Below are 22827 nucleotides of genomic sequence, written 5' to 3'. Positions count from 1 at the left end.
TTAAGGGGCAAAACAATAACAATAGAGGATTGTTCTATGGAGCAAACGGCAACTATTATTACTTTTTTGATCTATTTGGTCATGATGTTGGGAATTGGGGTATATGCCTTTAAACAAACCGAAGATCTTTCTGATTATATTCTAGGTGGACGAAAACTCGGGCGCTGGGTCACTGCTTTAAGCGCCGGCGCATCAGATATGAGTGGCTGGCTGCTGCTTGGTTTGCCGGGGGCAATTTATGCCAGTGGCCTGAGCGAAGCCTGGATAGGATTGGGACTTTTTCTTGGGGCTTATCTTAATTGGCGAGTCACTGCACCAAACTTGAGAGTGTATACTCAATTTGCAAACAACTCACTGACCTTACCCGACTATTTAACTAACCGCTTTCGTGACGAAAGCAAATTAATTCGAATTATTTCTGCGACAATTATTCTGGTCTTTTTCACGGTTTATGTGGCATCTGGCTTAACTGCTGGTGCTAAATTGTTCGAGGCTTCGTTTGCTATGGATTACCACGTTGCTTTGATTGCTGGAGGTATTGTTATTATTAGTTATACCTTTCTTGGTGGCTTTTTGGCTGTCTCCTGGACAGACATGGTACAAGGTTTGTTGATGGCCGCGGCTTTAGTGGTCGCTCCTCTGGTAATAATTGCTGAACTGGGCAGTTTAGATGAAACCATGAAAATTACCCATCAAATGGATGAAGCGACTGGTACATTGAAGGCATCTTGGTTTGCTGGCAAATCACCTGCTGATTATATTTTTTCAGTTTCTTTTGTTTCTTTGATGGCTTGGGGATTAGGGTATTTTGGGCAGCCACATTTATTAGCAAGATTTATGGCAGCTGAGTCTGTAAAAGAAGTGCACGGCGCAAGACGAATCGCCATGAGCTGGATGTCTATCAGTATGGTTGGATCACTATCTGTTGGTTTGTTTGCAATTGCCTATTTCGCAAATAAACCAGAGGCGGCATTATTAGCCAGCGATCCTGAGCAAGTTTTTATATTAGCCACTAAAATCCTGTTCAATCCGTGGATTGCCGGATTTTTGCTCGCTGCTATTTTAGCTGCGGTAATGAGTACCATTGACTCTCAACTATTGGTGTCTTCCAGTGCTGTGACCGAAGACTTTTATCGTGGACTGATTAAACCTGGTGCATCGGATAAAGAATTGGTGTTGGTTGGCAGAATTGCTGTTTTAGTAGTTGCAGCGATTGCCATGTTTATTGCCACTGACAAAGACTCAAAAGTTTTAGCCTTGGTTGCTAATGCATGGGCAGGTTTTGGTGCTGCTTTTGGACCCGTTATTTTATTTTCGTTGTTATGGCGCAATATGACCTTGTGGGGTGCTTTGTCAGGCATGCTAGTTGGTGCATTTACGGTTATAATCTGGATTCAGATTAAGGCAGATCTTGGTGTACTTGCTGGTCTTTATGAAATGATCCCAGGAGTATTGCTGGCCAGTTTGGCGATTTATACGGTGAGTTTATGGGGACCAAAAAACAGTCCATTAATTGGGGAAGATTTTGACCGATTTAAGCTGGCAATGCGCGAAGATTAATCGTTTGCGCAGACAACACTGAAATAAAAAAAATGGCACTTGGTAGTGCCATTTTTTATTTAATACGTTCAATAAAACTTCTGATTTATGCCAGATAATATTGAGTAAATTATATTATCCAGCATGGTCTTATCTATGTCGGTCAATTTTAGTGTCGGTTAATTTAAGTCGATTAAGCTAAATGGCTAATCTATGCCAGTTTAATGGCCCGACTTTGACTGACTTTCTTCCAATAAGCAACTTTCGCCTTTCCAATCACCGCCCAAAGACAAGCATAACTGCTCTGCGGTATGGTGCTTTATCAATCCACTATCTTCCATCGCATGAGTTGCTGTTTGCAAGCTGGTTAATACCATTATCAATCCCACAGTGCTCATGACGATTGTATAAGGGAATGCCATGATAACCATTTTAACATAGGATAATCGAACAAGCGGGGCAATGGCTGATGTTAATAAGAATAAAAATGCAGCTTGACCATTTGGCGTTGCTACACTGGGGATATTGGTGCCAGTATTAATTGCAACCGCCAACATATCAAAAGTATCGCGGGAAATGGTGCCATCAAGTACTGCTTTTGCAACCTCATTAATATAAACGGTCGCCACAAAAACATTGTCACTTATCATCGATAAAACCCCGTTGGCAATGTAAAACATGGCGATTTGAGTATTACCATCGAGTGCTAATACAGCGTCAGTAATAGGCTTAAATAAATGTTGGTCTGCAATAACGCCCACAATAGCAAAAAATACAGTTAATAATGCAGTAAAGGGGAGGGCTTCTTCAAAAGCATGGCCGATTTGGTGCTCTTCGGTAACACCACAAAGTGCAGTCGCAAAAATGATTACGGATAAACCAATAAGGCCAACAGGTGCAAAGTGAAAGGCTAGTGCAATAATTAACCAGACTCCGGTAAGAGCTTGGGCAATCAAGGCCGCTTTATCGCGATTTGTTCGTTGTTCATTTTCATATTCGGCATATTCTTCCATGACGGTGCGTACTTTTTCTGGGAGTTTATGTCCATAACCAAACCAGCCGGTTAACTCCAGAATGACGGTCGTAGATAAGCCACAAATTAAGACAGGAATTGTTACTGGTGCCATTCTCAAAAAGAACTCGATAAATTCCCATTTGGCTTTTTCTGCAATTAACAGATTTTGTGGTTCTCCTACCAGTGTACAAACCCCGCCAAGTGCTGTCCCAACCGCAGCATGCATAATTAGACTTCGTAAAAATGCTCTAAAGGCATCGAGATCTTCTCGGTGTAATTCGTGCACTTCATCGTCAGTGCCGTGATCATGATCGGAGGTAAACTTTTTACCTGAAGCAACTTTATGAAAGATGCCATAAAAGCCGACTCCCACTGCAATAACTACTGCCGTTACTGTTAAAGCATCTAAAAAGGCCGATAAAAATGCCGCAACAAAGCAAAACATGACTGATAATAAAACTTTTGAGCGAACACCAAGTAATAACTTGGTGAAAATAAACAGCAACAGGCTCTTCATAAAATAGATACCTGCCACCATAAATATCAATAACAGTATAACCTCAAGCGCATTGACTATTTCATGTAACACGGTGGCGTGAGAAGTTAAACCAATTAATACGGCTTCTATCGCCAATAAACCACCAGGCAGGAGCGGATAGCATTTTAACGCCATAGCAAGAGTAAAAATAAATTCTAAAATTAATACCCAGCCAGTAATATAGGGGCCTGCAACTGCAAGTAACATTGGATTAACAAGCAAAAATAATAAAATTGTGATTTTATACCATGCCGGCGCGTTACCAAGAAAATTTGCGATAAATGCTGAGGGAATTGAGCGGCTCATGATGTTTCCTTATTCAATATTTGCATTTTTATTCACCTTTAAATTTAAGTTTTTATGCCTGAGTGATGGTATACTTACACCAATTCAATACATATCTTGAAATTTTAGACGTTAATGCCCTGTTTTCAAAGCGCTTTAGTATAAAAAATAATAGAAAATTACTTATAAATTAAATGCTTGAGTTGGAAATTTTAAGTAAACAGCGTATTTTATAAAAGGATTGTTAACTGATTAAAAGATATTTGTTGCTATAAAAGTATATTTTACAAAGGCTTTTCTACAAATTTGCCTTGCATAGATTACACAGGTATTCCTAATAATTAAATCGTTCCTTTGATTGGTACGTAGTTTTAGTTTGAGCAAGATTTAAACCTGAGAGAAGTTTGGAATTAAGAGAGATTTTTGAATTAATAAAACTCTGTGATCAAGAAAAATATATTACCGCAATACTAACGAGAATAATGCGGTATTTAACGACAACACAAATATAGTTATCAAGATAGGAATGTTAAATGACTAATATTATAACAGCTCGTAGTCCTGCTGCTTTTGCCGAAGAATATATTGTTGATTCAATCTGGAATGGTAAGTTCGCGCCAGGAACAATTCTACCCGCCGAAAGAGAATTGTCTGAATTAATTGGTGTTACCAGAACGACATTGAGAGAGGTTTTACAGCGATTGGCTCGCGATGGCTGGTTAACAATTCAGCATGGAAAACCAACGAAAGTTAATGATATTTGGGAAACTGCTGGATTACATATTTTAGAAACTATTACTCGACTCGACGATGAAGGCTCAATTAAACTGGCCGACCAATTATTGGATGTTCGCACGCAAATTGGCGCAGTCTATTTGCGATTAGCAATGAAAGAAAATCGTGAAAAAATGGCAGAAGTACTTTCTAAAATTGAAGATATTGAAGAAAATGCCGAAAGTTATATTGAATTTGATTGGTGGGTTCAGCATGAATGCGCCACTTTATCGGGTAACCCTGTTTATATTTTAATCCTTAATGGTTTTAAGAAAATATATTACCGCATTGGCCGGTTTTATTTTACCAATCCTGAAACGCGTAAATTTGCCAAAGAGTATTATCGTAATCTTAAACAGATAGTTTTAGCGAACGATGTCAATAAATTAAACGAAGTTATCTGGAATTATGGTCGTCGCTCTGGTGATTACTGGAATACCATGCGTGCAAATTTAACCTCGTTAAAACAAATTGATGAATTAGCTGCCAGCTGATTTTGTTTTTATTCGACTCAATTTAATTAGAAGCAAGTGTGTAGAAGGTCGTTCTAATTATTATTTACTCAAGACAAATTTGTTTGGATAAATTCAGCAGTATCATAGATGATACTGCTGAATTAATGATGACACTGAATCCGTATATGTATTTAAACTTGTCCCTCAGCTAATTCTGGGCATCTACCTATCTCTGATAAATTCCCTTCGATATCTTCAGCTTTGAGTTTAACGCTAAAACCCCATAAACGGTGTAAATGTTTAAGAACTTCAGGAAAGTTTTCTGCTAGTGGTGCTCTTTGGTAGGGGCGGTAGCGCAAGGTTAAAGAGCGATCACCTTTTAAATCGACGTTATAAACTTCGATATTAGGTTCATTGATACTAAGATTATATTGATCAGAAAGCTTTTGTCTTATGTACTGATAGCCTGCGTCATTGTGAATTGCAGAAACCTCCAGCTCTGGCTTTTCATCATTATCGAGAATCGAAAAGAACTTGAACTTTCGAATCAATCTGGGTGACAGGAATTGTGCGATAAAACTTTCATCCTTAAAGTTTTTCATGGCAAACTCCAATGTCTCGCGCCAATTTGAACCCGCAATTTCTGGGAACCAGCGTTTATCTTCATCATCAGGATTTTCACAAATTCGGCGAATATCACACATCATCGCAAAACCTAGTGAATAAGGATTTATGCCATTAAAATAAGGACTATCGAAGTCGGGTTGAGCAACTACATTGGTATGGCTTTGCAAGAACTCCAGCATAAATCCTTCGGTAACATGCCCACTTTCATAGAGTTCATTCATGATGGTGTAGTGCCAGAAACACGCCCAACCTTCGTTCATTACCTGTGTTTGTTTTTGAGGATAAAAATATTGCCCTATTTTTCTGACAATTCGTACAATTTCTCTTTGCCAAGGTTTAATAAGAGGAGCATTTTTTTCAATGAAGTACAGAATGTTTTCTTGAGGATGCTCAGGAAAACGCTTTTTATTTTTATCTTTGGTATTCTGCTCACTTTGTGGAATGGTTCGCCAAAGTTCATTGATTTGTGATTGTAAAAATTCTTCACGATCTTTTTGGCGCTGTTTTTCTTGGCGCATCGATACCGGATAAGGTCGTTTATATCGATCAACACCGTAATTCATCAAAGCGTGACAAGAATCGATAACATTTTCAACGGTGTCTACACCGTATTGTCTTTCACATTGTGCGACAAAATTTTTGGCAAATACCAAATAGTCAATAATTGCTTCGGCATCTGTCCAGGTTTTAAATAAATAATTACCTTTAAAAAATGAATTGTGTCCGAAGCAGGCATGTGCCATTACCAGTGCCTGCATCATCATACTGTTTTCTTCCATTAAATAAGCAATACAGGGATCGGAATTAATCACAATTTCGTAAGCCAGTCCCATACGCCCGCGGCGATAGGATTGTTCATTATGTATAAAGTGTTTTCCAAATGACCAATGGTTATAGCCAATCGGCATACCTATGCTGGCATAAGCATCGAGCATTTGTTCTGCACTAATAATTTCCAATTGATTGGGATAAGTGTCTAGTTCGAAATCTGCCGCAATACCTGCAATAACATCGTAATATTCCTGGATTAATTCAAATGTCCAATCTGCAGTAGTCGAAATAGGTTTGGCCTTTTTATTACTCAAAAGATTCTCCTACTTAAGCGATTGTTTTTGGAAAAACTCTCGAAATACGGGGTAAATATCCTGTTGTTCTGCAATTTTTTGCATTGCAAAATTATCATGATTTTCCTTAATTCTGGTATATTCATGCCACAAATTTTGTGGTTCGCGCTGGGTAATTTCTACATAGGTATAGTAACGAATATTTTTTAATATTTTACTCGTTAACAAGTCATGACAAACTCGTGAGTCATCATTCCAGTTATCACCATCTGAAGCTTGCGCTGCATAAATATTCCAGTCATCAGCAGGATATCGCTCGTTCATCACTTCCACCATTAATTTCAGTGCGCTTGAAACGATTGTGCCGCCAGTTTCCTGAGAGTAAAAAAACTCTTCTTCATCAACTTCCTTAGCTTGTGTGTGGTGGCGAATGTAAACTACCTCCACATCTTTGTAAGTCCGTTTCAAAAACATATACAGTAAAATAAAAAAGCGTTTTGCCATATCTTTAGTTTGTTGATCCATTGAACCTGAAACATCCATTAGACAAAACATTACTGCATTAGTGGTTGGTTGAGGGAGTTTGTCGAAATTTTTGTAACGTAAGTCAAATGTATCTAAATAAGGAATTCGAGCAATACGTCTTTTTATTTCTTCAATTTCCTGTTCCATCTTTAGGCGTAATTCAACTTGATTGGTATTGATGTATTCTTCAAGTAGTGCCTGTTTTTCTTTTAATTGCTTCTTTAATGGTGATTGACAAGCAATCCGGCGCGCTAAAGAACCTTTTAACGAACGAACAATATCAATATTAGAAGGTGTTCCATCCGTATTAAACCCAGAGCGAATTGGTTTATAGTTAATGAGTTTTTTTAGTTTGTTTTTCTTGAGATTAGGTAACTCAAGATCTTCAAACAAAATTTCCATGTACTCATCACTAGAAATTTCAAAAGCAAAGTTATCTTGTCCTTCTCCCTGATCACTGGCTTGCTTGCCGCTTTGCCCACCACCTGGCGGTGGACGTTGAATTCTATCACCTTGTGCAAACTCTTTGTTACCAGGATAAACTCTTTCTTTAACGCCTCCTTGAGCACTACGAAAGGTCGGTTCACTAATATCTTTAGAGGGAATCGAAATATTTTCACTCTGATCAATATCAGTGACACCACGCTGGCTGATTTGCTTGGTTATGGCCTGCTTGATTTGTTTACGGTACCGCCTTAAAAAGCGTTGGCGGTTTACCGTGCTCTTGTTTTTCTGATTTAAACGCCGATCAATAATTTGCATATCAAGTTCCTTCGTTTAAGAGGACTTACGAACTCGCAAATACCATTCACACAATAATCGAACTTGTTTTTTGGTGTAACCCTTTTCAACCATACGATTGACAAAGTTATCATGTTTTTTACTGTCTTCTTTCGACGATTTAGCGTTAAACGAAATAACTGGTAGCAGATCTTCTGTATTAGAAAACATTTTCTTCTCGATAACACCACGCAGTTTTTCATAGCTGGTCCATTTTGGATTACGGCCTTGATTATTGGCTCTGGCACGTAAGACAAAGTTAACCACTTCGTTACGAAAATCTTTGGGATTCGATATACCAGCAGGTTTTTCGATTTTTTCAAGTTCTTCGTTTAATTGACCTCGGTCGAAATTTTCACCTGTTTCGGGGTCTCTGAAATCTTGGTCTTGAATCCAGAAGTCAGCATAAGTAACGTATCGATCAAACAGGTTTTGTCCATATTCAGAATAAGATTCCAGATAAGCTGTTTGAATTTCTTTGCCGATAAATTCAACGTAGTTAGGTACTAAGAACTCTTTTATAAAGGCCAAATATCGGTCATGGGTGTCTTGCGGAAATTGCTCTTTTTCAATTTGTTGTTCTAAAACATAAAGCAGATGAACCGGGTTAGCAGCTATTTCCGTTTGATCATAGTTAAATACGCGAGATAAAATTTTGAATGCAAAACGAGTCGAAAGGCCATTCATGCCTTCATCGACGCCGGCATAGTCACGATACTCCTGATAAGATTTGGCTTTCGGATCGGTATCTTTCAAACTCTCACCATCATAGACTTTCATTTTTGAATAGATACTGGAGTTTTCAGGCTTGATAATACGTGACAATACACTGAACTGAGCCAGCATTTGTAAAGTATTTGGTGTGCAGGGCGAGTCATGTAGTGAAGAGTTAATTAACAGTTTTTGATAAATTTTGACTTCTTCTCTAACACGCAAGCAATATGGGACTTTAACAATGTAAACCCGGTCTAAAAAGGCTTCATTGTTTCGGTTATTTTTAAAGCTGGTCCATTCTGATTCATTAGAGTGAGCAAGTATGATTCCTTGAAATGGCATAGCTGACATACCTTCAGTACCATTAAAGTTGCCTTCTTGAGTGGCTGTCAGTAATGGGTGAAGGACTTTTATGGGAGCTTTGAACATCTCAACAAACTCCATAATACCCTGATTCGCACGGCATAGAGCACCATCATAACTGTAAGCATCAGGATCATTTTGTGAAAAGTCTTCTAGTTTACGAATGTCAACTTTACCCACTAGTGAAGAGATATCCTGATTATTTTCGTCGCCGGGTTCAGTCTTACTGATGGCGATTCGATCTAGAATGGATGGCTTGATTTTGACCACTTTGAACTGAGAAATATCTCCACCATATTCATGTAGTCGTTTTACTGCCCAAGGTGACATAATGTTGTTTAAATAACGCTTGGGAATACCATACTCTTTCTCAAGAATTTCCGCATCTTCGTCTGGGTTAAACAGACCTAGCGGTGATTCAAAAACAGGTGAATCTTTAATCGCATAAATAGGTTGTTTTTGCATCAGACTCTTTAGTTTTTCTGCCAATGAGGATTTACCCCCACCAACTGGCCCCAATAAATACAAAATCTGCTTGGTTTCTTCTAACCCTTGAGCCGCATGAGTAAAGTAAGAAACAATCTGTTGAATCGCTTCTTCCATACCATAAAACTCTTTAAATGCGGGATAAGTCGAAATGACTTTGTTAGAAAAAATTCGGCTGAGTCTTGGGTCTTTGGATGTATCAATTTTTTCTGGTTCCCCGATTGCAAGCAACATTCTTTCTGCGGCATTGGCATAAACGGAGGGATCCTTTTTACATAAATCTAAATACTCTGAAAGTGTATATTCTTCTTCTTGTTGGCTTTCATAGCGTTGTTGATATTGATTAAAAATACTCATATTTGTCTCCACAATTTTAAGTGTAGAATCACCAACTTACTCAAGCTCGTTTTATTTGATAAAAGCTAAAATCGGGCATTCGATCTGGTCAAAAAATGCCACTTTGTCAAATTGGTATGAGATTCATACAACAAAATGACTGGGCTTACTTTAAGCTTAGCTGTGTTCATAAAAATTTGCTGTATTAGATCCAAAATTTTTAATATTTTTTATGAACTCGTGATTTTCTACTTAAAGTTAAGACACTTTTAGTAGAAAATGTGTTACAAATTAAAAAATTTAAAGCCAAGGATAAAACCAGAGAATAAAGTCTGTTCGCATCAATGGCTTAATTATGGTTTATAAATTTTATTTGGTGCATTACAACAATATGAATACCAAATATTTAAATTTTATTAATTTACCTGGGTTTAATGGGGGAATTAAATGAGAGTATCAAATTAACTGGTCTGAACACTTGATATTGTTGTGGTGTTTTTATTAGGATAGCAAGATTAGCAGTGATTGAATTGTTTGTTTAGTATTCGTTCATTCGTTGCACAGTGTCATCAATTTGCTGCTATTTATATTGGTGATTCTGTTAATTAAAATTATCCTGTAAGTCTGTCATGTGTTCAGATTAAAATTAAACTAATCAATTAAAACTAATTCAAGATTCATGTGGCCAACATGAATTGAGAGGAACAATTTTCAGTTTCGAAAGGTAAGTGTTGAACAAATAATCATCTCTTTTGATTGATAGGGACTGTTTTGTTTGGTCTATCGAAACCTTTTGCAAATGGAAATAATTGCTGGGAGAAATATATGAAAAACCTCATGTTAGGATTTGCTTTTGCTACCGGGATGGCATTAGTTGGTTGTAGTGACGGACCGAAAGAACCACTTATTCCTGATGGAACAGATGGTTCTGGAGGCGTTGGTGGTGTTGCCTTAACTAAACCAGTGTTCATTCCGAGTGAAGGTAAACTGCCGTTACCAAACGACATACTGTTTTCTGGTACACAGAATTTGACACTCAATATTCCGGTTGCAGATGAGTCAGATTTTAGCAATCCTTTAGTGGCCATAAGTTCACTGGATGGTTGGTCAGCCACCGCACCTTTCAGTATTGCTTTTTCAAATACACGGGGAGTTGATTTAAATTCTTCAACCGTGGTTGCCGGAACTACTATCCGTATTTTTCAAGTGAATGTGAATCGACCTGAAGCCGTTCCAGGAACCGGGATTCTTGCGCCTACTGGGCCAGTTACGGGGATTGTTAAAGAGCTTCAGCCTGGGACAGATTTTGTGGTGGCACATGCTGCCAAATTGACGGTAGCTGTTGTGCCGACCAAGCCGTTAACACCGCAAGCTAGCTATATGGTGGTTGTGACAAACGGTATTAAAGATGCCAATGACAACGCGATTATTGCTGATGGTCAATATGCGATTGCCAAAGTTGAAGATCCAATTCCGCCTGGCAACTCAACTTCTGCATTAGAGCCATTACGGCAACTGGTTAATGCAATGGAAAATACCGCTACTTCGGCTGGCATTGCAAAAGAGAATATAGTGCTGAGTTATCAGTTTACGGTACAGTCTGTTGGTGATGTGGTTGCGACTGCTAAGCTTGCCTACATTGACACGCCTTTAGCTCTAGGGGCTCGGCCTCACACGGCATTTAGTTCATTAATGACTGATACAACACCGTTTACTGGTAGAGGAGAAGCAAATCTCTATAAAGGTGAAATTGGCCTTAATTATTATTTAACTGCCCCTGATAGTTTACTCAATCAATCGCATCCTGGTTCACCCGATCCCTTGTCAGTGTTAAATGACTTTTTCTTGGGGGCTGCCGAAATACCTGTGTCGGCTGAATTATCTGTGCCAAATCCGTTTGCGGGTGATGTGGTCACTTATGCCAATAAGCTACCAGCAATTACCGGCGTTGAAATTGCACCTTTATTAGTTTCAATGCCCAAGGCTGAGAATTGTCCAAAACCAGCAGCGGGTTATCCGGTCATGATTTTTCAACATGGGATAACTTCGAATCGAACTTCCATGTTGGGTATTGCCGATACCATGGCAAAGTCACCGGTTTGTACCGCCGTGGTTGCGATGGATTTGCCATTGCATGGAATTGCCGCCGATAACGCTGTGCATAGAGGCTTGCAAATGGCTTCTAATGGTCTGTTAGGAATTTTTGCCGGTTATGACGCGGGTGACGTCCGTGAAAGAACTTTTGGTGTTGACTATATATCAAACTCTGATGGTGCTCCTGGCCCAGATACATTACCAGATCCATCCGGTGCACATGCGATTAATTTGCAAAACTTATTGACCACTCGTGATAATGGGCGTCAGGCTATCCTTGATTTATTAGCCCTTGAAAAAGCCATTCGCTTCATGGATGTTGATGGCGACACTCAACCAGATTTTGATTATCAGCAAATCAAATTTATGGGACATTCATTGGGTGGCATTTTAGGAACGGGTTTTATTGGGCATTCTGACTATGTGAAGGCTGCCGTGTTGGCTAATCCTTCTGGTGGTTTGGCATTAATGTTGAGTGCTTCAGAACAGTTTGGAAAAAGAATTCGTGATGGATTGGCTGCTGCGGGTATCGAGCCATACAGCGCCCAATATCAGGCATTTTTGTTCGCAATGCAGACCGTTTTAGATCCGATGGATCCTGCTGCTGTTTCGAGTTATGCGGTAGCTAATGGTGTACCAACGCTGATGTTGCAAGTGGCCAACGATACAGTGATTCCTGCATTAGTTGCTAATGCACCGCTTTCGGGTACAACACCGCTGGCAGCTATGTTGGCACTCGATCCTGTCAATGTTGCCGAGCCTGGATATGTGGCTGGTGCTCGTTTGTTCTCCAGGTTTAATACAGGAACTCATTCATCGGTATTGTCACCGGCGGAAGGCGGGATTGAAATAACCACAGAACTTCAAACCCAAATTGCCAGCTTTTTGGCTTCTCCCGAAAGCTCTAAAGCGGTATTAGTTGCTAATCCGGCATTGTTACTGACAGAATAAGCTGTTTATTCGTTACAGCTATTTACAATTAAATCAATCAAAGCCGCAGTGATGACTGCGGCTTTTTGTTTATTCAATAGCGGTTTTACCGTAGAATCAGTCGATTGGTAGTATTTAAATTTATTAAATGATTAATGGTTTGAGGTGATTTTTGGACTTTTTAGCAGAATATGGCATGTTTCTGGCGCAAGCAATTACGATAGTTATTGCTATCATGTTGGTTATTGGCGCAATTGCCAATGCCGGACAGAAAAACAAAAAGCAGCCTGCTGGACATATAGAGATAATTAATTTATCTGAAGAATATTCAGAAGTTAAAGACGGCATGCTAAAAGAGATTTTATCGGACGAAGAGTATAAGTTATTACTTAAAGAGAAAAAGAAAAAGGATAAAGCAGAACAAAAAGAAAGGAAGAAAGCTGCCAAACTTGCAGCAAAAGCTAATGCTAAAAACACCGCGGAGAACGAAACTGAAGAGGATGATTCTGATAGCGATGAGCAAAGTAAGCGCTTATTTGTTTTAGACTTTGATGGCGATGTTGAGGCTTCGGCTGTTGAAAATTTGCGCGAAGAAATTACCGCGATCATCAGTGCGGCTGAAAAAGGCGATGAAGTTTTGGTTAAGGTAGAAAGTCCTGGCGGAATGGTACACGCCTATGGGTTTGCGGCTTCTCAATTGTCACGAATTAAGGATGCCGGGTTAATCTTGACGGTTGCCGTTGATCAAGTTGCGGCCTCCGGTGGTTATATGATGGCTTGTGTTGCCAATAAAATTATTGCTGCTCCGTTTGCCATTGTTGGCTCAATTGGCGTGGTGGCGGAAATACCCAATTTTCACCGTTTGTTAAAACATAATAAGGTTGATTATGAGCAGCATACAGCGGGTGAATATAAGCGAACCTTGACCATGTTTGCAGAAAATACCGATGAAGCTCGTACTAAATTTAAGCAGGAGCTTCAAGAAACACACGGACTGTTTAAACAGTTTATTAATGAAAACAGACCGGCGCTTGAAGTAGACAAAGTTGCTACCGGCGAACACTGGTATGGTTCACAAGCATTAACGCTTGGATTGATTGATGAAATTAAAACCAGCGATGATTATTTATTATCTCAAGCTGAAGAGCGAGAGATTTTTGGAATCTCATATGAAGTGAAAAAACCTTTGGCAGAACGGCTATCTTTTTCGGTGCAATCGGCTATTGAAAAAGGGGTTGCTGTGATTTGGAAGAAAAATATTGAGTCACGTTTGTTTCGCGGCTAATGGAATAGAGGCGGGTAGATGACGCAGTATTGGTTAGATAGATGGCAGCATAATGAAATTAACTTTCATATGCAGCGTCCTCATCCTTTATTACAAAAGTTTATTGCGCAATTTACTGGTTCGTTAGCCATTAAGGCTAAAGTTTTTGTGCCTTTATGTGGTAAGGCGCTGGATATGATATTTCTGACTGAACAGGGGTATCATGTTGTCGGTGTCGAATTAAGTGCTTTAGCTGCTGAATCTTTTTTTCAGGAAAATAATCTCAAATTTTGGGTTAGTGAACAGGCTGATTTTAAAATTTATCAAAGTGATAACATCACTATTTACTGTGGTGACTTTTTTAAGTTGAGCTCCGAGCAAGTAGGCGATTGTGAATTTATCTACGATCGAGCATCAATCATAGCTTTAACATCTGAGGTGCGCGCGCAATATGCGCGGCATTTACGCGTTATTTTGGGCAGTGCTCGCATGATGTTAATTTCAGTTGATTATAATCAGCAACAACTGGCCGGTCCCCCTTATAGTGTAAATTCTCAAGAAATTTCTCAACTTTTTGATTTTGCACAAATTGAAAAAGTGTATACCAAAGATATAATTAAAGCTGAACCTAGATTTGCGAAAAAAGGTTTAACCTTTTTTAATGAATGTGTTTATTTAATTCAGTGGTAAATGAATAGTACGTTTTGACGTCTTTCAAATTGCCTGCAACTATTTCATCACTAGAGAAAAAAATATGAAATCAGTAAAACCCCACGGCAGTTGGCCATCTCAATTAACCGCAAATATTCTAGCCAATAAAGGTCGACGTTATGGTCATATGGTTGTGGATGGCGATGAGTTATATTGGCTGGAAGTGCGTTCTTCGGAAAAGGGACGTGGGGTAATTATTAAATGCGGTGCGAATAAAGTCCGCGAAGAAGTACTGCCAAAGCATATTAGTGTTCGCAGTAAAGTTCATGAATATGGTGGTGGAGACTTTTTAGTTGATGAAGGGATTGTTTATTTTTCAAATGCCGAAGACGGACGAGTTTATCAATTTAATAGCCGGCTAGGAGGTGAGTGTGAGGCAATTACACCAACCGAGTCAGGTAAAGAGTTCCGTTTTGCCGAGTTTTGTCTAGATAAGCAAAAGCGATTTTTATTTGCAGTGAGAGAAACTCACCAGGCTGATTTAGTTATTAATGAACTGGTGCGTATCGATATTCAAAACAAAACGGTGATTGTCATTGATGATCGTTTTGATTTTTATATGTCGCCCCGAGTTAGCAAAGCTGGTAATCGTATTTGCTGGACTTGCTGGCGTCATCCTGATATGCCGTGGGATGCCGCACAATTATGGTTGGCTGATCTCAATGGAGATGGCGATGTTAGCGCCAAGCATCATGTGACTGGTGGTGATGGTGTTTGTATTTTTCAGCCTGAATGGAGCCAGAGCGGTATATTACATTATGTTAGTGATGCCAGTGGTTGGAGCAATATTTACTCGCATCAAAATGGTATACTCAACGCGCTGACTCCGATTGATAGGGAATTCAGTGTTCCTCAATGGGAGCTTGGGCAAGCAACTTATGTGATTCAAGACGATGGAACTTTGTATGCGCTTTATTTTGAAAATGGACAGCAACAGCTAAGCCATATTGATCCTAAAACTGGTCACATAGAACCTATCGCTTTATCATTAAAGCATTTTCAAGGGGCATTATTAGGCGATAGAGACTATTTATACTTCTGTGCAGCTGGCCCAGCAGTTGATATTGGTATTTATCGTTTTCATATTAAAACGCAAGTATGTACTTTATTGACCGAAACAACCAGCTTTCCATTACCAATTGAAGATATCAGTATTGCTCAGCCGATCGATTTTTTAGTTAAGCAAAATCGATTGTGCCACGCATTTTACTATCCGCCCAAAAATTCACAATATACAGCTCCAGAAGGAAGTTTACCGCCATTAATTGTGATGAGTCATGGCGGACCTTCGGCCTATACAAATAATTCACTTGATGGGGGAATTCAATTTTGGACAAATCGTGGATTTGCTGTAGTTGATGTAAACTACAGCGGAAGCACAGGCTATGGTAAAAAGTATCGCCAGCGCTTGTATGGTGAATGGGGAATTATTGATGTTGAAGACTGCGTTGGCGCGGCACAATATCTAGTTGAAAAACAATTAGCCCACCCCAAACAATTATTGATTCGAGGAGGCAGTGCTGGCGGCTATACCACATTGTGTGCGCTAACTTTCACCGATGTGTTTGCTGCAGGTATGAGTCGTTATGGCATAGCTGATTTGGAAACACTGGCTTCAGATTGTCACAAATTCGAATCACGTTATCTGGACACTATGGTTGGGCCGTATCCTGAAACCAAAGCAATTTACCAAAGTCGCTCTCCCATTCATTTTACTGAACAATTGTCCTGCCCAATTTTACTATTGCAGGGGCGCGAGGATAAGGTTGTTCCGCCTAATCAAGCAGAAGCAATGGTTGCGGCACTTGAGGCAAAGAAATTACCTTATGCTTATTTGCTTTTTGATGGTGAGGGGCACGGTTTTCGTAAAGCTGATACTATCGTTAAAGCATTAAATGCTGAGCTGGACTTTTATCGACAAATATTATCAATTCAATCCGAAGAAAATATTGAACGATTAGCAATTAATAATTTATAAGTTTTTCTCTGGCATATGCTGTTAACGTGATTAGTATTGATTATATGGAAAATAATAAATGCTGATTGAAAAGTTGTTGATGAAAAGTTAATTATTGTGGCTGTTCAATGGTATTTTCCAAGTTAATTTGCCTGATTACTATAGTGATTGCTGGTTACTTGGTTAATGAAATTAATTATTGAATAACTTGTTTTGTTTTTTTGATTGAAAATTCAAGTAAATATAAGGACAAGAACCGATAAAAAATAACCGGGTTATGTTTGTTAACTTTTAGTTGGGCTGAATATCTGACTAATAAACGGATTTAAATGGCATTAGATCCGTCTATTAAGTCAAAAATAAATTCATCGATTTTTATTTACACATTGCGTGCTCTCGGCAAATCAAATAGCCATCTTCCCACGGTAATTCTTCCTTGGTTAACTCACAGTAAAATTCAGATGGTGATTTGGGAGAGTTAAAAACACAAGTTTTACAATGTGAAAATCCAGCTCGCTTATTACACTTTTGTATGCCATTTAACAGAGTATCTAAAAGGCGGTGCAGATTATCGACTTCATCTTCAGAAAATTTTTCTAAAGGTGAACGAAAGCTGGTTGGTGGCATTGAGTTTTCGATGAGCTGCTTGCCTTTATCTGTTAGGTTAAGGTGAACAACGCGTCGATCTTTTTCGTCTGCTACTTTTTCTAATAACTCTTTCGATTCTAATAAACTGATCGATTGAGAGATGGTTCCCTTGGTAACGCCAAGATACTCAGAAACACTGGCCGGTGTATTACTTAAACGGTTACACCGTGACAGATACGAAAGTACCTCGATATGTACCGGGTGCAATCCGTGCTGTATTCCCGCAAGTCTGATCTCACTGCGGAACAGTGTGCTTATACGTTCGAGGAGATTGTATGTTTTATCAATTTTATTCATTCTTAATTAACCTGTCGTGTATTCATTTTATTTTTGTTTTAAACAATTTTGACGGGTAACTCACCACCGTTAAACTAAACGGTATTGATGCGAAACCTGGTTAGTCAATTGTTCTATCTTTGTACGCAAGGGACTTTATTATAACTCTTTTGTTATTTTATTGTTCTTTTTATTTTTAAAATGAGATAAAAATATAAGTTCAGAAAATATTATTACTATTTTAGGTGACTGGGTTTGTCGATTGTGGTATTAAAAATTTTTTTTGTAGTATAAAAAAATAATCTATTCATTTTATCTGTTTGATTATTGAATCAACCTAAAATATCTATTTACTTTTTAACAGAATTTTAGTGTATCAGTGATAAACAAACCGATAAAAAGCACCATCAGACTACTGAACGGATACTACCTAATAAACTAATTGTTATTTATGTCTGCCTGCGATATTTGTTCCGGAATATTTCTTACATTTGCTCAAAAAAATATTTAGTAATTAATAAAAAAACTTACTTAAAAAAAGTTGAACACGATGTTAAAGCGATGACTTTGATAAGCCAGCAAACCAAATGGTTGGTTTTGTTTTTTTTTCAGGTTTAACAACGCTTCTACACTTTTAAATATATAATTAAAACGATTGCTAATTATCGCTAGGTAGAATGAACAAATTATTAAAATGACATAATTAAAGTCGGATTGAGTTTTCAATTAGGTAAAAAATCTGTGAGAGCCTGACTTTGTTAAAATATGTAAAAAAAATTAAGTATGCCTAGTTTTAAAGATTTAAAAAAGCTCACAAAAAAACAAAAATAACAAGTTTACTATTTACGATTTTAGCGCTGATTGAATAATTGGACTGAAGAAATTGAAGATTTGTGTAAAACGACTTGGGTTGATGATGTGGTATGCTGAGCGGCAGATTACAAAACGTCAAGTAAATTTAAACCGAATAATAAATATAATTGAAGTCATAAGATAATCGAAGTCATAAGATAATCGAAGTTATAACGCAATTGAAGTTACAAGATCATTGAACAAAGATAACTATAAATATTATGACGAACTTACTAAATTAAAATAAGCTCGTCTTTTAAATTTTATTTAGTCAGGTATCAATTGGATTTTAATTCGGTATTTTCAAATTTATGTCCAGCATCTTTATCATTGTAAACATCAGTCAACAGATCTCCATTACTTTTGCTCACTATTGTTGCAATAGTCGCATCACCGGTAATATTAACTGTCGTTCGCATCATGTCCAATAAGCGGTCGACACCAAGTAGCATAGCAATTGCCTCAGTTGGCAGGTTGACTTGAGTCAATACCATAGTCAGCATCACTAAACCAACACTAGGCACACCTGCTGTTCCTATTGATGCAAGTGTTGCCATTAAAATAACGGTGAGGTATTGAGACATTGTTAAATCAACACCAGATATTTGGGCAATAAATACCGTCGCAACACCCTGCATAATTGCTGTGCCATCCATATTAATTGTCGCACCCAAGGGAAGCGTAAATGATGCCGTCGTTTTATCAACACCTAATCGTTTACGAGCAACTTCCATCGTAACAGGTAAAGTTGCAGCGCTCGAAGAGGTTGAAAAAGCAAATAACATAGCTGGACGTAATTTGGTTAATAGTGGTAAAGGGCTAAGACCGGTAAAAACTAATAACAATAGTGGGTAGGTAATGCTCATATGAATCAATAGCGAAACAGCGACCAAGATAAAGTACTTGATTAGATTTAAAATGGATTCAGTACCTGTTTGCAATATAACAGCACTCATAATGCAAAAAACACCATAGGGCGCTATTTGCATGATTAAGGTAACCAGTTTCAACACAACTTCATTAAATGAATTGAATAGTAATGCTATTTTTTGACCACTTTCTCCGGCTCGAGAAATGGCGATACCGAATAAAATGGCGAAAATAATAACCTGAAGCATATTCCCATCAGCCATCGCTTTAATTGGATTATCGGGCACAATGCTACTTAATACTTCAGTTAATGCTGGGGCTTGCTTGGCAACATAATCAGTTGTTTGGGTTGTGATATTGGCACCGGGGTCAAAAATATTCGCCAAAGTTAGTGAGAGTGTAATAGCTATGGCGGTCGTAATTAAATAGAGTGAAATGCTTTTTCCTGCTAAAGAGCCAAGCTTTTTTGGATCACTTAACGGCAAGTACCACAAATGAGAGAAACGAGCACTAATGGGACGACAACCATTTTTAGCGCATTGACAAAAAGTTTTTTAATAATATCAAATGCGCCAATAATATAGGTAGTAATAAAGTTGGCTAATGTGTCGTTAAATGAACTTAGCAGAACTAGAATAAAACCAAAAATTATTCCACCAATTAACCCAACAAAAATTTGTGAGCTCAAACCTAAATTAGAAAACCGAGCGAACATGATATCCTCAATGCATTATTGTTATTTTATTAGCCTAACAGGAATAAAATGGAAACGAAAGCGGGTTAATGAATATTAATAAAATTAAGAAATTGAGATGGTTAACTTTGGGTGAAAATGCTTGGAAACCAAATTATCTAACGGATTGTAGTATTCAGCTGCGGCATATCCATAGTTAAGTTAATTGAATAAGTGATTGAATGAATGGCTATTGAGTTTTGGTTTACGATACACAAAAAAGGTCGTTTAACGACCTTTTTGGTTGATATTGTTGTGCTCTCACTATGATGAAATTGTCATTATTTTTATGTTGTCACATAAATAGCATAGTGTAAGTTCATCATCGCTGAAATGGATAAACCGAACCCAAGGCTAGAATTTTGGTGAGTTCATCCAACGCCTGGCGACATTCTATTAGTAAGGCCGGATCGGCCAGATCTTTTTCAGTTAGTGAATCCCGATAGTGTTTATTGACCCACTGACATAATGTCTGATATAGAGTGTCATCCAGATAAACAGCCTGATTTGAGGCAGCAATTTCTGCTTCGTTTAATACGACGCGTTGGCGCAAACAAGCGGGACCACCGCCATTTTGCATGCTTTGTTTTACATCATATATTTTGACTTCCTTGATGGGACCATTTTGACTAACTAGTGAGTCCAGATAGTCTTTTACATTTGAATTTTCCTGACATTCTCCTGGTGCTATTAATGCCATATGTCCTGGCGCCAGCGTGACTAACTGACTATTAAATAAATAAGAACGTACTGCATCATAAACGCTGACTTGATTTTCAGGCACCATGACAAAGTGGAGGGGAGAGTTACCGTAGGCGTTTTGTAAGTCCTGTTTTACTTGTACCGTATTTAAAAAAGCTTTTTCATGGTAGAAGAGGCAATTTTGATTGCCAACAGCAATCACATCATTATGAAAGACGCCTGCATCAATAACATCTGGATTTTGCTGGGCAAAAACTGTTTTAGCTGAACTGAGTTCATGCAATCGGGCGACGGCTTGTGACGCTTCAAAAGTTTGTCGTGCGGGAAATTTTACCGGAGCTTGTTTTGTTGTGTCGAATGCATACTTGCCAAAGACAAAAAACTCGACACCGGCTTGCGCATAATCTTCACAAAACCTAGTATGATTTGCTGCGCCTTCATCACCGAAGTGATCGCCAAGTGGCAGAGGAGAGTGATGTTTAAAAAATTGCTCGTTACTGAATATTGCTTCAAGAATTTTTGCAGTAGTGGGGGCTTCAATCGACCGATGAAACTTGTTTGCTAAATTAGCCGCAGTAAAATGAACTCGCTTGTCATGGGTGTCTGCACTGGGTGAGACAGTACAGGCGTTGGCTGTCCACATGCTCGAGGCTGAACAGGTTGCTGCATAAATGCTGGGAGCATCACTGGCTGCGCGTTTAATAACTTGTTCATCAGAACCAGAAAAACCGAGTTGTCGTAAAACATTAACATCGGGTCGCTCTAGCGGTGGCAGTACTGCCTGCTTTAAACCCAGATCAGCTAATGCTTTCATTTTTGCAAGACCTTGTAGGGCACCTTGCTTAGGGCTTGATGCTTGGGCTGCATTTTTTAATGAGGCTACATTGCCGACAGAAAGTCCCGCATAATTGTGGGTGGGTCCAACGAGACCATCAAAATTCACTTCAAAAGCTTTCATGTGAATACCTTTAAGTTTTATAGGTTGATTTTCTTACGTGGTCGCTTGGGTAAGTGGAAGACCATTCACTTATAAAACCGGAATTAAGCCATTTAATCGGGAGCAGGTAAATGAGGCTATTTGAATTACCATCATTCTATTTTGACCCGATGGACTTTTCTTCAATGTGTAGGCTTTAATGTCTGTTCTTTATTCTCAATTCTAGAATCTGAACCATTATAGCCGAATGATTAAATCGACAAATTACACTAGAATCTTATTTTTGTTAATAAAATCTGACTCTGACAATATCTCCCGAATTTACCATAAGCGCAGCAGCAGTTTCATCATTAATTATCACTTTGTGTCCACTGGGAGCAGCAAGCTTTGCGAGACAAGCTCTGAATGAGCGAAACTGAGTATTACTAATTAGCGCATTAGTTGCAGACTTTGGTAATTGGTTTCCAATAGCAACTTCCAGTTCAATGCTTTCTTTAATCGAATTGACTTCAGTTGCGGGTGCTTCAATTGTTGGGCCGCCATCAAATATATCGACATAACCAGTATAACGAAAACCTTCCGCCTTGAGCATTTGTACTGCAGGACGAGTTTGTGGGTGAACTTGGCCAAGTGCCCGCTGTGCTTCTTCAGAAAGCATTTGTACATAAACCGGATGGTGTGGCATTAGTTCGGCGATAAATTGATTATTTCCTTCGCCGTTAACTTGGTCGGCAGTATCAAAGTCGACACCAAAAAAATGTCGGCCGATACTTTCCCAAAATGGCGAATGCCCTTTTTCATCAGAAACGCCACGCATTTCTGCAACGACAATATCCCCAAAACGATGTGGATGCTGTGCCATAAACAAAAAGCGACATTTTGATAATAATATCCCATTTCCACCACCGCGAAAATCTGGAGATAAAAATAAGGTACAAATTTCTGAGGCGTCGGTGAAGTCATTAGTGAGGGTTAAAAAATTAAGCTTTCGATAGATATCTAGAGATTGAGAATAGTGGACTTCAGTATTAATTTTGTAGGTATAAAATGGTTGTCGACTACCAACAGCAGCAACGATTCCGCTGGTTCCAACAACTTGCCCTGTAGTGGTATCTTCTAAAACAAATAAATAGCATTCGTCAGAAGGTTTACCATCTGGTTTTGCAAATGCATCAAGTGAACCTTGTATTTTAGCTGCAAGATGAGCTGCGTTGTTTGGGAGTGTTGTTAAACCGGTTCCCGTTTTTGCCGCCAAATCTACTATATAATCAAGGTCCTCCATTTTTACTGGACGAATTACCATCATCGGTGTTGCTCTCCAAGATACCTTTTTATTCAAGTCAATATTGCCA

The 22827-nt window shown here is 38.6% G+C and carries 15 protein-coding genes; 6 read left to right on the top strand and 9 right to left on the bottom strand.

From position 1 onward, the window contains the following. The first annotated feature begins 36 nt into the window (after window positions 1-36). On the top strand, window positions 37-1560 hold the full coding sequence (gene putP, locus ABVT42_RS15380; RefSeq protein WP_353896543.1) for a sodium/proline symporter PutP: 1524 nt from the start codon (window positions 37-39) through the stop codon (window positions 1558-1560). Window positions 1561-1760: 200 nt separating this feature from the next. Here putP and nhaB read toward each other — a convergent pair whose 3' ends face one another. Beyond that, the gene (gene nhaB, locus ABVT42_RS15375) at window positions 1761-3398 is read right to left on the bottom strand and encodes a sodium/proton antiporter NhaB (RefSeq protein ID WP_353896542.1); all 1638 of its coding nucleotides are present in this window, start codon (window positions 3396-3398) and stop codon (window positions 1761-1763) included. A 512-nt stretch (window positions 3399-3910) separates the two neighbouring features. Here nhaB and fadR point away from each other — a divergent pair. Next, window positions 3911-4645: a fatty acid metabolism transcriptional regulator FadR gene (fadR, locus tag ABVT42_RS15370; protein ID WP_353896541.1), complete on the top strand. Its 735-nt coding sequence runs from the start codon at window positions 3911-3913 to the stop codon at window positions 4643-4645. A 152-nt stretch (window positions 4646-4797) separates the two neighbouring features. Here fadR and ABVT42_RS15365 read toward each other — a convergent pair whose 3' ends face one another. The 3 genes from ABVT42_RS15365 to ABVT42_RS15355 are packed head-to-tail and all read right to left on the bottom strand — an operon-like array spanning window position 4798 to window position 9522. After that, on the bottom strand, window positions 4798-6318 hold the full coding sequence (locus ABVT42_RS15365) for a SpoVR family protein (RefSeq protein WP_353896540.1): 1521 nt from the start codon (window positions 6316-6318) through the stop codon (window positions 4798-4800). A gap of 9 nt (window positions 6319-6327) precedes the next feature. Beyond that, on the bottom strand, window positions 6328-7584 hold the full coding sequence (locus ABVT42_RS15360) for a YeaH/YhbH family protein (RefSeq protein WP_353896539.1): 1257 nt from the start codon (window positions 7582-7584) through the stop codon (window positions 6328-6330). A gap of 15 nt (window positions 7585-7599) precedes the next feature. Beyond that, window positions 7600-9522 carry a PrkA family serine protein kinase gene (locus ABVT42_RS15355; RefSeq protein WP_353896538.1) on the bottom strand — a complete coding sequence of 641 codons (1923 nt, stop codon included), beginning with the start codon at window positions 9520-9522 and terminating at the stop codon, window positions 7600-7602. Window positions 9523-10326: 804 nt separating this feature from the next. On the opposite strand from ABVT42_RS15355, the gene ABVT42_RS15350 reads away from it, so the two are divergent. The 4 genes from ABVT42_RS15350 (at window position 10327) to ABVT42_RS15335 (ending at window position 16478) form a co-directional block, all read left to right on the top strand. Beyond that, window positions 10327-12546 carry a hypothetical protein gene (locus ABVT42_RS15350; RefSeq protein WP_353896537.1) on the top strand — a complete coding sequence of 740 codons (2220 nt, stop codon included), beginning with the start codon at window positions 10327-10329 and terminating at the stop codon, window positions 12544-12546. A 151-nt stretch (window positions 12547-12697) separates the two neighbouring features. After that, entirely contained in the window at window positions 12698-13810 is a 1113-nt protein-coding gene (sohB, locus tag ABVT42_RS15345; RefSeq protein ID WP_353896536.1) for a protease SohB, read from the top strand. Window positions 13811-13828: 18 nt separating this feature from the next. Continuing rightward, a complete protein-coding gene (gene tmpT / locus ABVT42_RS15340) occupies window positions 13829-14479 on the top strand; it encodes a thiopurine S-methyltransferase (protein ID WP_353896535.1) in 651 nt (216 codons plus the stop codon). A gap of 64 nt (window positions 14480-14543) precedes the next feature. Further along, entirely contained in the window at window positions 14544-16478 is a 1935-nt protein-coding gene (locus tag ABVT42_RS15335; RefSeq protein WP_353896534.1) for a S9 family peptidase, read from the top strand. A gap of 354 nt (window positions 16479-16832) precedes the next feature. Here ABVT42_RS15335 and ABVT42_RS15330 read toward each other — a convergent pair whose 3' ends face one another. From ABVT42_RS15330 to astA, 5 genes are all read right to left on the bottom strand, one after another. Further along, complete coding sequence (locus ABVT42_RS15330; protein ID WP_353896533.1) at window positions 16833-17402, bottom strand: MarR family winged helix-turn-helix transcriptional regulator; 570 nt, start codon at window positions 17400-17402, stop codon at window positions 16833-16835. Between the two features lie 1109 nt (window positions 17403-18511). Then, window positions 18512-19588 (bottom strand): dicarboxylate/amino acid:cation symporter, encoded by a 1077-nt coding sequence (locus tag ABVT42_RS15325; RefSeq protein ID WP_367024050.1) that lies wholly within the window; start codon window positions 19586-19588, stop codon window positions 18512-18514. Beyond that, window positions 19579-19818: a cation:dicarboxylate symporter family transporter gene (locus tag ABVT42_RS15320; protein WP_367024048.1), complete on the bottom strand. Its 240-nt coding sequence runs from the start codon at window positions 19816-19818 to the stop codon at window positions 19579-19581. Before ABVT42_RS15320 ends, ABVT42_RS15325 begins: the two co-directional genes overlap by 10 nt. 340 nt (window positions 19819-20158) lie before the next feature. Continuing rightward, window positions 20159-21496: an N-succinylarginine dihydrolase gene (astB, locus tag ABVT42_RS15315; protein ID WP_353896531.1), complete on the bottom strand. Its 1338-nt coding sequence runs from the start codon at window positions 21494-21496 to the stop codon at window positions 20159-20161. Between the two features lie 265 nt (window positions 21497-21761). Further along, window positions 21762-22781, bottom strand: coding sequence for an arginine N-succinyltransferase (astA, locus tag ABVT42_RS15310; RefSeq protein WP_353896530.1), 1020 nt, complete (start codon window positions 22779-22781; stop codon window positions 21762-21764). Between the last annotated feature and the right edge of the window lie 46 nt (window positions 22782-22827).

It is taken from the genome of Aliikangiella maris (assembly GCF_040719265.1).
GTDB classification, from domain to species: Bacteria; Pseudomonadota; Gammaproteobacteria; order Enterobacterales; family Kangiellaceae; genus Aliikangiella; species Aliikangiella maris.
This window is presented reverse-complemented; position numbering and strand designations above follow the sequence as displayed.

Coding starts and splice junctions, on each gene's coding strand:
- putP (WP_353896543.1), top strand. CDS start 37: ATGGAGCAAACGGCAACTATTATTACTTTTTTGATCTATTTGGTCATG.
- nhaB (WP_353896542.1), bottom strand. CDS start 3,398: ATGAGCCGCTCAATTCCCTCAGCATTTATCGCAAATTTTCTTGGTAAC.
- fadR (WP_353896541.1), top strand. CDS start 3,911: ATGACTAATATTATAACAGCTCGTAGTCCTGCTGCTTTTGCCGAAGAA.
- ABVT42_RS15360 (WP_353896539.1), bottom strand. CDS start 7,584: ATGCAAATTATTGATCGGCGTTTAAATCAGAAAAACAAGAGCACGGTA.
- ABVT42_RS15355 (WP_353896538.1), bottom strand. CDS start 9,522: ATGAGTATTTTTAATCAATATCAACAACGCTATGAAAGCCAACAAGAA.
- ABVT42_RS15350 (WP_353896537.1), top strand. CDS start 10,327: ATGAAAAACCTCATGTTAGGATTTGCTTTTGCTACCGGGATGGCATTA.
- tmpT (WP_353896535.1), top strand. CDS start 13,829: ATGACGCAGTATTGGTTAGATAGATGGCAGCATAATGAAATTAACTTT.
- ABVT42_RS15335 (WP_353896534.1), top strand. CDS start 14,544: ATGAAATCAGTAAAACCCCACGGCAGTTGGCCATCTCAATTAACCGCA.
- ABVT42_RS15330 (WP_353896533.1), bottom strand. CDS start 17,402: ATGAATAAAATTGATAAAACATACAATCTCCTCGAACGTATAAGCACA.
- ABVT42_RS15320 (WP_367024048.1), bottom strand. CDS start 19,818: ATGTTCGCTCGGTTTTCTAATTTAGGTTTGAGCTCACAAATTTTTGTT.
- astB (WP_353896531.1), bottom strand. CDS start 21,496: ATGAAAGCTTTTGAAGTGAATTTTGATGGTCTCGTTGGACCCACCCAC.
- astA (WP_353896530.1), bottom strand. CDS start 22,781: ATGATGGTAATTCGTCCAGTAAAAATGGAGGACCTTGATTATATAGTA.